Genomic DNA, 11,986 nt, shown 5'->3' on the forward strand with positions numbered 1-11,986 from the left:
GAAGCCCATGCTGTGACTTCTTGCCTCTTGGCATGAATGAAATCTTGTTTCTTACGGCAATACAGCGGAACAGAAAGATCGATTCACAATAGGCTTCTGGAAATATATTACAAAAACGACTGTAAGCTTTCCTCATTCGCTACGACTAAGTCATTCAGCGTGCTATCACTCGTCGCGAAAAATATCCGACGAGCACCTACATCGTCACCAAGCTCTTCCTGAAAAATGGTCGAGCGATGGACAGGGATAAGCCCGTTCCCGATGGGCCTGCGAGTTTCCCACATCCGTGTGGGTCACAAGGCAAGAAGCGGCGAAGAATCATCAGCACTGACGATTGGGGGTGGTCGCTATATCGCTGTCTTAACACCCGAAAGCGTCGATGAAACGTGGATCCATCATCAACCGGGAGCAGCTGACATGGCGCGTCGAGGTCGTCCCCTATCCAGGCTGAGCATCTTCCGTCTACTACGCAAGATTGCCACTGACAAGCCAATGACCATGCTCATCAGGATTCGCGATGCGCTCGTCACCAGTCCCCAACACCTGCAGCGCTCCTGGCGAATCAGCCCCCCATTCTTGCTGATCGTTGGGTTCGCGGTCTTGATCCTTGTGGGAACGGGATTGCTCAAGCTACCGCTCTCCTTGAATGCCCCCATTTCGTGGAGCGATGCCCTGTTCACCGCCACCTCCGCGGTAACCGTTACCGGCCTGACCGTAACCGAAACCGGCCCCACCTTCAGTGTTGTTGGCGAGGTTGTCATTCTCGTATTGATGCAGGCTGGTGGCCTGGGACTCATGACATTCGCCGTACTGGCCTTGCTGTCACTCGGCGGTCGCATCGGGGGAAGACGTTACCAGGTCGCGAGCGGGTCCTACAACGAAACCCACCCTGGGGACGTCATGCGCACCGCCAAGGTGGTGGTCAAACTGGCGCTTGTTATCGAAGGTGTCGCCTTGATTCCGCTGGCGGTGGTCTGGGTACCTGAACATGGGTGGATTCAGGGGCTCTGGTGGTCCCTGTTTCACACCGTTTCCGCCTTCAATAATGCCGGTTTTACCCTTTCACCCGATAGCCTCATGGCGTACGCCGGTAACCCGGTCATCAATACGGTGATCCCCTCCCTCTACCTCATCGGAGGAGTGGGCTTCATCGTGATCATGGGAATTCTCGACTATCGCCACAGTCGGCAACTGAACATCAACGTCAAGGTGGTGCTCTTCGGTACCGTGGTATTGAGCCTCATGGGAGCCGCCATGATCTATATGCTGGAGTCGGATAATCCAGCCACATTGGCAGCACTACCCGGTCTTTCCGATCAGCTCTGGGCCTCCTGGCTGCAGGCGACGACACCACGAACCGCGGGGTTCAACAGCCTCGACATCAGTGCTCTCACCCAGCCCACCAGCCTCGTGTTGATGCTGCTGATGTTCATTGGCGCGGGGGCCAGCGGCACCGGCAGCGGCATTAAAGTGGCCACCCTGTTCGTCCTGCTCGCCGTCACCTGGACCTACATTCGACGGCGGCGCGAACCCACGCTATTTTCGCACCCCATTGATACGACCACCCTGCTCAAGGCACTTGCGGTAACGGTGATGGCCGTACTCGGCATCTTCATGGGTACCCTGGCCCTGTCCATTACCGAAGACGCCGACCTGCTGACGGTTGCGTTTGAAGCCACGTCCGCCCTTGGCACCGTTGGCCTGACGCGGGGCTTGACGACGGAGCTCTCCGGCTGGGGACAGGGTATTGTCATGATGATGATGTTCGTGGGACGCGTGTGCCCGCTGACGGTAGCCTATCTGGTCGGCTCCGCCTTTGCGGCCTCCCGGGATTCGGTGCAGTCGGAGTTGCAGATTGGCTAGAGCCTCAGAAGCATTCCGCCAGTTCGGCCAGATCGCCGACGGTGACATCGGGCTCTCCGCCCCAGGGGTCAAAGGGTGCCTCGGCACTGCGTCGGACCCAGGCGGCGTGCAGTCCGGCATGGCGGGCACCGATGACGTCGAACGGATTGCTGGAAATCAGCCAGGTGTCGGCAGCAGCACTTTCCAGGCGCACGCGTAAATGACCATAGACCGCCGGGTCGGGCTTGAAGCGCTTCACCTCGTCGACGCTGATCACCGCCTCGAAGTGCTCGAGCAGGCCGGCCTGCTCGAGCAGCTCGGTGACGGCATCAAAGGTCCCGTTGGAAAAGGCCACGCAGTGCACCCCGGCGGTGGAGAGCCGTGACAGCGCCTCGGCCGCCTCGGGAAAGGCCGGCAACCGAGCATAGGTGGCCATCAGGTGGTCCTTGGCGACGTCGGACAGGCGGGTCTGCAGGGCGCGGTCGGTGAACTCCAGGGCTTCTCGCGTGCACTGCGAGAAGGCCACATAGGCGCCCATCAGCCCACGGCGGAAGCTGTATTCGAGCTGCTTGTCGCGCCAACGTCGCGAGAACTCGGCGGCCAGCTCCGCTTTACCGGAGGCGGCGAGCCGCTCCTCCAGCTCGGTGACCACGCCATGGGTATCGATCAGGGTGCCGTAGACATCGAAGGCCAGTACCGTTGCCATCTGCCGTTCTCCTTGGAGTATCCAGTCATCCCAGCAGCATGAGGCCTGTCGCCCCGCGTCTCAAGACGACCACTCGAGCCCAGCCTCCCTGAGGGGATCACCCCGCTGCCAGCCGGGTGAGGGCGAAGCCGGCGATCGCCGTGTCCTGCACCCCGGTACCGGTCAGGTCACACACCGTGATGGTGGCGTCCGACAGGCGCAGCCGTTGGCCCTCGGCGATCACGCGGCCCAGCTCATGCACCTTGAAGGGGGCCTCCCTGCCTCCCAGCGCCTTGAGCTCGCCGTTGCGCTCGCTCTGGGCCCGGGTGTCGCAGACGAAGGCGTCGGCACGGGTCAGCACCGACTCGTCGAGTTCGCGCTTCTCCGGGCTGTCCGAGCCCATGGCGGTGACGTGCACGCCCTCGGGCAGGTCCCGTGCCTGCAGGATCGGCTCCCGCGACGGGGTCGTGGTGATGATGATATCGGCCCGCTCGCAGGCGGCATGAACGCTGTCGTGCACCTGCACGGCCAGCCCACGGTCGCGCATCGTCTCGGCGTAGGACTCGGCGGCTTCGCGACGACGGGCCCAGACGTCGATGGTGTCGATGTCACGCACCAGGCGCAGTGCCTCGACCTGGCGCTCGGCCTGCTCGCCGGCCCCCAGTACCGCTACCCGACGGCTGTTCTCCCGGGCCAGATGCTTGGCGGCGATGGCCCCGGCGAGTGCAGTGCGCACCATGGTGAGATAGCCCTCGTCGAAGAGCACGGCGTCGACCCGGCCGGTCTTCGCCGAGAACACCAGCATCAGGCCGTTGAGGCTCGGCAGGCCCAGCTTCGGGTTGTCGAAGAAGCCGGGGCTGACCTTGATGGCGAAGCGCTCGGCGCCGCGGATATGGGCGGTCTTGACGTCGACCTCGCCGTTGGACTCCTCGATCGCCATGGAGAGGATCGGCGGCTGGACGACCTCGCCGCGTCCCAGGGCAGCGAACCCCGCCTCCACCACCGCCAGGGCGTCGCGATCGATATGCACGGCCGCGGCAATGGCATCGCGATGATAGAGCTGCATGACATCCTCCCGAATCATTCGTCTCGTCCGGCGATTTTCCGCGCCCGGTCGAAGGTTTCAAGGGCGACCCCGTTGCCGGACAGAATCAGCGACACGCGCTGACCGCGGACATCGAGGCCATGCTCGGCCAGGGCGGCCAGCCCCACCGCCGCGGCCCCCTCCACCAGCAGCTTCTCGTGCTCGAGGATGTCGACCATGGCACGGGCGATGGCGGTTTCCGAGACCTGCAGGTGATCGTCCATCACCTCGCGCACCAGGGCGAAGGTACAGCAGTTGTCGAGGCCGATGCCGCCGCCCAGCGAATCGCCGAGGCTCTCGACCTCCTCGACCTCGACGGGGTGGCCGGCCTGCAGGCTCGCCCACATGGCCGCCCCCTGCGACAGGCTCACTCCGATGACACGGGTCGCGGGCCGGATCGCCTTCACCGCCGCGCCGATCCCGCCGAGCAGTCCGCCGCCGGAGAGCCCGACGATGACCCGGTCGAGCGCGGGGGCATCCTCCATCAGTTCGAGGCCGATGGTGCCCTGTCCCGCGGCGATCAGGGGATCGTCGAAAGGTGGAATCGGCGTCATGCCCTGGTCGCTCACCAGCCGTTCGACCTCACCGAAGGCCTCGTCCTGGCTCGTGCCGATGCGCCGCACTTCGGCGCCCAGCGCCTCGATGGCACGCGCCTTGTTCTCCGGCACCAGCCGCGAGAGACAGATCACCGCCGGCACGCCGAGGCGCGCGGCGGCATGGGCCACCGCCCGGCCATGGTTGCCGGTGGAGGCGGTGGTCACCCCGGCCGAGAGTGACTCTCGGCCTCGGGTTTCGATAAGTGCGGCGATCATGTTGGTGGCGCCGCGCAGCTTGAAGGCGCCGGTCGGCTGGCAGGTCTCCAGCTTGAGCAGCACCTCGGCGTCGAAGCGCGCCGACAGCGCCGCCGAACGCACCAGCGGCGTGCGTACCACCTGGCCGGCGATACGCTTGCGGGCCGCGTAGATCGATGCCAGTGTCACGCCATGCAGGGATTCAGCCATCGCGGGTCCTCTCCACCACCGTCCGTCATTCTCTCACCCTACAAGAACGCCGCGGGGCGCACACCCCGCGGCGAATGGGATCGGAGCCTGCCGACTCAGGCCGCCTTGATGTCACCCGAGCGCAGCAGCTCGTCGGCCACCTTGTCCACCGCGCGCTTGGCGCGGGCGACGATCTCGTCGACCTCGGCACGGCTGGTGGTGAGCGGCGGCGCGAAGCCGAGGATGTCGCCCTGGGGCATGGCGCGAGCGATCAGGTTCTCGTCGAGTGCCGCGGCGGCGATGCGCGGGCCGACCTTGAGCGCCGGGTCGAAGGCCTGGCGCCGGGCCGGGTCGGCGGCGAACTCGAGGGCGGCCAGCATGCCCACGCCGCGCACGTTGCCGACGATGGGGCTATCGCCGAACGCCTTCGCCATGGCCTGCTGCAGGTAGGCGCCGGTCTCGGCGGCGTTGGCGGTCAGCCCCTCGCGCGCGATGATCGCCAGGTTGGCGAGACCCGCGGCACAGCCCAGGGCGTGGCCGGAATAGGTCCAGCCGTGACCGATCGGGCCGAACTCGCCGGTGCCCTGCTCGAGCACCTTCCACACGCGGTCGCCGACGATCACCCCGGAGAGCGGCTGGTAGGCGCTGGTCAGCCCCTTGGCCACGGTGATCAGGTCGGGCTTGATGCCGTAGAAGTGGCTGCCGAAGTCGGTGCCGATACGCCCGAAGCCGCACACCACCTCGTCGGCGATCAGCAGCACGTCGTACTTGGCCAGCACCGCCTGGATCTCCGCCCAGTAGCCCTCCGGCGGCGGCACGATGCCGCCGGTGCCGAGCACCGGCTCGCCGATGAAGGCGGCCACGGTGTCGGGCCCCTCGGCCAGGATCATCTCCTCGAGCTTCACCGCACAATGCTTCGAGAACTCGCGCTCGGTCATGCCTTCGAGCTCGGCCGCCCGCTGGTAGTAGAACGGCGCCTCGGTGTGACGGATCGTCTCGATGGGCAGGTCGAAGTGGTCGTGGAACGCCTTGAGGCCGGTCAGCGATCCGGAGGCGATGCCGGAGCCGTGGTAGCCGCGCATGCGCGAGATGACCTTCTTCTTCTGCGGACGACCGAGCACGTTGTTGTAGTAGCGCACGATCTTCAACTGGGTCTCGTTGGCGTCGGAGCCGGACATCCCGTAGTAGACCTTGGACATGCCGGGGCCGGCCAGCTCGAGAATCTTCTCGGAGAGCGCGATCTGCGGCTCGTTGGAGTGCCCCACATAGGTGTGATAGTAGGAGAGCTCCAGGGCCTGCCGGTAGATCGCCTCGGCCACCTCGGTACGGCCGTAGCCGATGTTGACGCAGTAGAGGCCGGCGAAGCCGTCGATGAACTCGCGGCCGTCCTTGTCGACGATGGTGATGCCCTGGCCGCCGGTGATCACGCGGCCCGGCGCATCGCCATGGGCGAAGTCGCGCAGGTGGGTGGAGGCGTGGAAGGTCACCTTGCGGTCACGGTCGATCAGGTCCTGGTGCTGCTGGCTCATGTCTCTCTCCTTGGGCTCCCCGGCTCCGCCGGGGAGGGTTTTCATCAATTCGTATGCCGGTTGGCATCGCCGTCATGAGCCCTCTCGCGATGCCCAAGGACGAAACCCTGGGGCTACGCTTGCGGCTTGCGCGTCGGACCGGAACAAGGTCCCTCTTGCCGGTCCTCGATCGACATCCCTGTCGATCACCGCGCGCCGCTACGCTTGCCCCAGCGCCCTTGGGTAGATATCGCTCGCTGGCGCATCCCGGCTGGGTCTCGAAAGCTAGCTCCCGGAAACCGAACCAAGCCCGCCCAGGCAGTAGTACTTGGTCTCCAGATACTCGTCGATGCCGGTGATGCCACCCTCGCGGCCCAGGCCCGACTGCTTGACGCCGCCGAAGGGCACCGGGGGACCGGTCATCTTCACCGAATTGACCGAGACCATGCCGTACTCCAGCGCCCGCAGCAGCTTCCAGATGCGACGGATGTCGTGGGTGTAGACATAGGCCGCCAGGCCGTACTCGGTGTCGTTGGCCATCTCGATCACCTGGTCGTCGTTCGAGTAGGCGGTGACGCCGGCCACCGGGGCGAAGTTCTCCTCGCGCCACACCTTCATCTGCGGGGTCACCCCGGTGAGCAGCACCGGCATGAAGAAGTTCGGGCCCGGTGCCTGGTTCTGATCGCCGGCGACCAGGGTGGCGCCCTGGGAGATGGCGTCGTCGACGATGGCCGAGGCCTTGTCCACCGCCTGGCGGTGGATCAGCGGGCCCAGGTCGACCTCGCTCTCCAGGCCGTTGCCCACCGTGAGCGCCGCCATGCGCTCGGCGAAATGGGCAACGAAGTCGTCATGGATCGACTCGTGCACCAGGATGCGGTTGGCCGCCAGGCAGTCCTGGCCGGCGGTCTGGAACTTGGCCGCCACCGCGGCGTAGGCCGCCTCCTTGGGATCCATGTCCGGCCCGACGATAAAGGGGGCGTTACCGCCCAACTCCAGCGACACACGCTTGACCGTCTGCGCGCTCTGCTCCAGCAGCAGCCGGCCAACCCGAGTGGAGCCGGTGAAGGAGAGCGCCTTGACGCGCTCTTCGGCACACAGAATTTTCGAGACTTCCGCCGGCTCGCCCAGCACCACGTTGAACACCCCGGCCGGGATGCCGGCACGCTCGGCCAGCTCGGCCAGCGCCAGGGCCGAGAACGGCGTCTCGCCGGCCGGCTTGACGATCACCGGGCAGCCGGCGGCCATGGCCGCAGCGGCCTTGCGGGTGATCATCGCCAGCGGGAAGTTCCACGGGGTGATCAGGGCGGCGATCCCCACCGGCTCCTTGAGGGTGCCGAGGGCGGCATTGGGGATATGGCTGGGAATGGTCTCGCCGAAGGTACGCTTGCCTTCCTCGGCGAACCAGCGCACGAAGCTGGCACCGTACTCCACCTCGCCGCGGGCGTCGGGCAGCGGCTTGCCCTGCTCCAGGGTCATGATGGTGGCCAGGTCCTCGCGATGGGCCTGGAGCAGGTCGTACCAGGCCAGCAGGCGCTCGCAGCGCTCGTCGGCGCGCAGCGCCCGCCAGTGCACGAAGGCGGCTTCGGCGGCGTCCACGGCCTCGCGGATCTGATGGGCCTCCAGCCAGGGGATGTGCCCGATCGCCTCGCCGGTGGCCGGGTCGAACACGGCCGCCTCGCGACCACCGTCACCGTGGGTCCACTTGCCGTCGACATAGGCATGCTGGCGAAACAGACGCGGATCGCTCAGCGCGTTGGACAGGGTCTTGGACAGTTTCATGCGGGACCTCCCCTTGCACACCGGCGGCGGGATCGAGCGCCGGTGATGACGAAAACGACCGGCGGCCCGGGGGGCCGCGCGATAGCGTCATGGTAAGGGAGATCGTGGTTCGGGACTTTCCGATAACGCCGCCGGCGGCGGCAGGAATTTTTGTCCTCGTCCGGGAAGTTGCGGTTTTTTCTGCGCAGCCGCGGCCTGGGGCCGCCGGCGCGGGATCAGCCCTCCGCGGGGGCGGCCAGGGCCGCCTCGGTGAACACCAGCAGGCCGAGCTCGGGACGATAGCCGTGGATCTCGGTCACGTCCAGCGCCTGCAGGAAGGCGAGGATCCCCTCGCTGATCACCTGCCCGGGCACCAGCACCGGAAAGCCCGGCGGATAGGGAATCACGAAGCTCGCCGAGACCACGTCGCGGCCGGCCCGCATCTGCGCCTGCAGTTCGCCGTTGTCGAAGCGCAGGTACTCGGTGTTCTCCTCGTCGTAGCTGAGGAAGTAGGCCCGCCGGATGTCTCCTTCCGGGGTGTCCCCCGCGGGATCGGGGCGGAAGGCGTCGTGGAAGCGGCTGAAGTCCGGTAGCGGCGGCAGCTCCTGGGTCAGGGAGTGGACGCGGTGCTCGATGATCCGGCGCTCCGGCCGGCTGCTCTCCTCCCAGCGGCTGTCGAACTCCTTGGCCAGCTTGATCAGCACGTCGAGCAGGTAGGCGATGGAGCCACGAGTGGTGCCGATGTTGGTCATGAACAGCACGGTATTGCGCGAGGTCTTGTTGATCTGGATGCCGTACTTGTTCATCAGGAATTCGTTCTTGAAGGTATCGCCATCGACCCCGGTCGCGCCGATGGCGATGGTCACCCGGGTCGGGTCGACCACGAACTCGTCCCGGGCCCAGGCCTCCTCCATCTGGTTCCAGCCGGTGACCGGGTCGTAGTAGGACTCGACCCCGGACTCACGGTAGGCCGCGGGCACCATGTCGCTGTTCTTGAGCACCCGGAAGTACTTCTGCAGCAGCGGGTGGGTATAGAGCTGCTCGCGCAGCGACAGTGCCGCCTCGACCTGGGCATGCACCAGTTCGAACCCCTCCATTTCCGCCTGCATGCGCCCCACGTCGAGCGACGCCACGATCTGGTAGTTGGGCGAGGTAGAGGTATGGGTCATGTAGGCCTCGTGAAACGGCGCCTCGACCTTCTGGCGGAAGTCCTGGTCCCAGACATGGATCATCGAGCCCTGGCGCAGCGAGGTCAGGGTCTTGTGGGTGGAGTGGGTAGCGTAGGTACGGATGCGCACCGCGTCGGGGTCGGGCATCAGCCGGCGGTCGAGCCAGGTGGCGTCGTCGTCGGGGTCGAGCTGGTCGAACTCGGCCTTCCAGGCCGCGTACTCCTCGCGGTAACTCTCGCTGCGGTAGCGGTCACGCAGGCTGCGCGCCGTGTGCATGGCGGTGCGCGGCCGATAGGTGGGATTGAACGAGGCGAAGGCGAACCAGGCCTCGTCCCACAGGAACACCAGGTCGGGCTTGATCGCCAGGCACTCCTCCATCACCCGGCGCACGTTGTAGACCACGCCGTCGAAGGTGCAGTTGGTGAGCAGCAGCATCTTGACCTTGCTGAGCTGCCCGGAACGCTTGTAGCGCAGCAGGGTCTTCTTGATCTCGTGCAGCGGCACCGCCCCGTACATCGAGTAGTCGTCGAGCGGGTAGGAGTCGAGGTAGCTGACATGGGCCCCGGCCAGCACCATGCCGTAGTGGTGCGACTTGTGGCAGTCGCGGTCGACCAGCACGATGTCGCGGGGCTTGACCAGCGCCTGCACCACGATCTTGTTGGCCGTCGAGGTGCCGTTGGTGACGAAGAAGCTCTGCCGCGCACCGAAGGCTCGGGCGGCATACTCCTGGGCCTTCTTGATCGGCCCGTAGGGCTGCAGCAAGGAATCGAGCCCGCCGGAGGTCGCCGAGGTCTCGGCGAGGAAGATGTTGATGCCGTAGAAGTCGATCATCTGCCCCGCCCAGTGGGAGCGGGTCACCGACTTGCCCCGCGAGATGGGCATGGCGTGGAAGACCCCGGTGGGCTTCTTGCTGTACTCGCGCAGGGCATCGAAGAAGGGGGTGCGGTAGCGACTGTCGATGGCACGCAGGATGGTGTGGTGCTGCTCGATGTAGTCGGTCTCGCGGTAGAAGATGCGGTTGAAGTGGCGGATGTCGCGGCTCGCCGTGGCCTCGACGTCGCCGCTGGTAACCAGGAACTGGTCGATCTCCGGGCGCAGCTCGTGGATCATGCTGCTCAACAGGATGCTGCGTTCGGCCTCGGTCTGGTGCTCCAGCTCCTTCTCCGACAGGCCTTCGAGGTAGTTGCGCAGGGCGCTGAGGTTGTACTTCGACTTGTAGGGAAACTCGTAGCGGATCAGGCAGGCCTGGATGTTGGGGTTGACCAGCACCGCGATCAGGGCGTCCTCGAAGCTGCGCACCGTGACCACGTCGTAGACGAACTTGTCCTCGGGACGGCGCATGTTGTGGAAGGCCTCGCGGACGACCTCCTCCTCCTGGGCCGACAGGTTGTCGACGATCAGCAGTTCGAAGTAGGGCTGGGCCGAGCTGTTCGAGGCGGGGTGACCGCGCCTGAGCTGGGCCAGGGCGTCGAGGGTCTCGAGGTCCTCGGCGTCGGCGTCGGTCTCGCTGAGGTCGACGTGGCGGCGGCGGTAGGACTCGCTGATCAGCGCCCGCACCAGGCGCTTGACCACCTTCTCCAGCAGCACGAACTCCTCGCGGTCGAAGAGCGTCCAGAGATGCCGGAAGTCCTCCTTCGAGGGGAAGGCGTGGTAGTCCTCGACGATCTCCAGCCGGGTCAGCTTGACGTCGATCGCCTTGATCAGGTTCTTCGCCCGGCTCTCGTCATCCAGTCGCACCAGGATACCGAGGTCGCGCTTCAGCGCATTCCAGGTGTCGGCACGCAGTTGGGAGATCTTGTGGTAGAAGCCCAGCGCCGTGTAGGGAGTTTCCGAATAGCTTGTCTCTTGCATGACGACACCCGCCTCTCGTGTTGTTTGCAATGTTGCCGGGGGCAGCCCCATCCACTGGGACACCGCCGCCCTCAGCCGGTAATCAGGTGGCGCGAACCGTAACGGATCGCCAGGCGCTCCTCGGTAAAATCATCGAAGGAAAGATCCAGCGACTTGCCGGGCCAGTGGTACTGAGAGCGGCCGGACCGGGGCCGGTAGACCGCCGTGTAGACGGTACCCAGGCCGCGTTGGTAGTCATGGCGGAACAGCGGCGGCGAGAAGAAGGCCGAGATCAGGCGCTCCTCGGTAGTCGCCTCGTCGTCCACCAGGATCGACAGCTGGCGCTCGCGGATCAGGGTCTCGGAGGCCAGGGCATGGGCGTACCATTCGATCTTCTTCTGGTGATTGGTGGCCACCGCCACGCGACGCAGGCTGGCGCGGCGGTCCGGGGCGATCATCGCCGTGATGTAGCGCCCGGCGGCATCGGCCACCGTGATGTTGTAGGCCATGTGGGTCGGTACCCGGGCCAGCACCTCGGCGGCCTCGGGCACCGTGTCGCAGAACTCCAGGATATAGCGCAGGATGATCGGTGCACCGAAGCCGTCGCCCACCACCTTGCGGCCGCCGAAGGCCAGCGAGACGGCAAGCCCCCGGTCGTTCAGGCCGTCGAGCACGCCCCACAGGCAGTCGGACATGCCGATCACCCGCCGCTCGTTCCAGTGGCTGTAGAGGATGGTGCCCTCGCACAGCTCGGGCGGGTAGTCGTAGTTGCGCGCCAGCACGGTGGACGAAGGCCGCGCCAGCACCGCCTGGGAACAGCCGGTGATGTAGGGCGGCGGCCGGTAGAGGCTGAGCAGCCGCGCCGCCAGGTCGCCGCCACCGGCCAGCTCGCAGAGCGCCTTGTAGGTGTCCACCAGCTCCGGCATGTGGCGACGCAGGGCGTTGTAGCAGGCCAGGTAGGCGGGGCGCTCCCGCTCTCCCTCGCTCAGGTACCACTGCTCGTAGGCCGGCCAGTGGTAGTCGAACAGCGACCGCCACTTGGGCCCCGGCGCCGGCTCGCGCACGGTGTGAAATACCAGCGTCTTGTCCATGGCACACTCCGCCCCGCCGCCATCGGCCGGCGGGGCTGC

General features: G+C 66.0%; 8 protein-coding genes. 1 reads left to right on the forward strand and 7 read right to left on the reverse strand.

The window, feature by feature from the left end:
* Window positions 1-492 precede the first annotated feature (492 nt).
* On the forward strand, window positions 493-1,863 hold the full coding sequence (locus AC5W54_RS09065) for a TrkH family potassium uptake protein (RefSeq protein WP_495961752.1): 1,371 nt from the start codon (window positions 493-495) through the stop codon (window positions 1,861-1,863).
* 4 nt (window positions 1,864-1,867) lie between these two features.
* Here the strand turns inward: AC5W54_RS09065 and AC5W54_RS09070 are convergent, their stop codons facing one another.
* The 7 genes from AC5W54_RS09070 to AC5W54_RS09100 form a co-directional block, all read right to left on the reverse strand.
* Window positions 1,868-2,548: a haloacid dehalogenase type II gene (locus AC5W54_RS09070; RefSeq protein ID WP_495961753.1), complete on the reverse strand. Its 681-nt coding sequence runs from the start codon at window positions 2,546-2,548 to the stop codon at window positions 1,868-1,870.
* Window positions 2,549-2,645: 97 nt separating this feature from the next.
* Entirely contained in the window at window positions 2,646-3,593 is a 948-nt protein-coding gene (locus AC5W54_RS09075; protein WP_495961754.1) for a cyclodeaminase, read from the reverse strand.
* Between the two features lie 14 nt (window positions 3,594-3,607).
* On the reverse strand, window positions 3,608-4,612 hold the full coding sequence (gene eutB, locus AC5W54_RS09080; RefSeq protein WP_495961755.1) for a hydroxyectoine utilization dehydratase EutB: 1,005 nt from the start codon (window positions 4,610-4,612) through the stop codon (window positions 3,608-3,610).
* Window positions 4,613-4,707: 95 nt separating this feature from the next.
* The gene (locus AC5W54_RS09085; RefSeq protein ID WP_495961756.1) at window positions 4,708-6,120 is read right to left on the reverse strand and encodes an aminotransferase; all 1,413 of its coding nucleotides are present in this window, start codon (window positions 6,118-6,120) and stop codon (window positions 4,708-4,710) included.
* A gap of 264 nt (window positions 6,121-6,384) precedes the next feature.
* A complete protein-coding gene (locus AC5W54_RS09090) occupies window positions 6,385-7,878 on the reverse strand; it encodes an NAD-dependent succinate-semialdehyde dehydrogenase (protein WP_495961757.1) in 1,494 nt (497 codons plus the stop codon).
* A 215-nt stretch (window positions 7,879-8,093) separates the two neighbouring features.
* Window positions 8,094-10,877, reverse strand: coding sequence for an aminotransferase class I/II-fold pyridoxal phosphate-dependent enzyme (locus tag AC5W54_RS09095; RefSeq protein WP_495961758.1), 2,784 nt, complete (start codon window positions 10,875-10,877; stop codon window positions 8,094-8,096).
* 71 nt (window positions 10,878-10,948) lie between these two features.
* Window positions 10,949-11,947, reverse strand: coding sequence for a C45 family autoproteolytic acyltransferase/hydrolase (locus AC5W54_RS09100; protein WP_495961759.1), 999 nt, complete (start codon window positions 11,945-11,947; stop codon window positions 10,949-10,951).
* Window positions 11,948-11,986: the final 39 nt, after the last annotated feature.

The organism is Halomonas sp. LMYGS-3, from assembly GCF_059509875.1.

What these genes read in the sequence shown, in the direction of transcription:
- AC5W54_RS09065 (WP_495961752.1), top strand. Translation starts at nt 493, where the DNA reads ATGACCATGCTCATCAGGATTCGCGATGCGCTCGTCACCAGTCCCCAA.
- AC5W54_RS09070 (WP_495961753.1), bottom strand. Translation starts at nt 2,548, where the DNA reads ATGGCAACGGTACTGGCCTTCGATGTCTACGGCACCCTGATCGATACC.
- AC5W54_RS09075 (WP_495961754.1), bottom strand. Translation starts at nt 3,593, where the DNA reads ATGCAGCTCTATCATCGCGATGCCATTGCCGCGGCCGTGCATATCGAT.
- eutB (WP_495961755.1), bottom strand. Translation starts at nt 4,612, where the DNA reads ATGGCTGAATCCCTGCATGGCGTGACACTGGCATCGATCTACGCGGCC.
- AC5W54_RS09085 (WP_495961756.1), bottom strand. Translation starts at nt 6,120, where the DNA reads ATGAGCCAGCAGCACCAGGACCTGATCGACCGTGACCGCAAGGTGACC.
- AC5W54_RS09090 (WP_495961757.1), bottom strand. Translation starts at nt 7,878, where the DNA reads ATGAAACTGTCCAAGACCCTGTCCAACGCGCTGAGCGATCCGCGTCTG.
- AC5W54_RS09095 (WP_495961758.1), bottom strand. Translation starts at nt 10,877, where the DNA reads ATGCAAGAGACAAGCTATTCGGAAACTCCCTACACGGCGCTGGGCTTC.
- AC5W54_RS09100 (WP_495961759.1), bottom strand. Translation starts at nt 11,947, where the DNA reads ATGGACAAGACGCTGGTATTTCACACCGTGCGCGAGCCGGCGCCGGGG.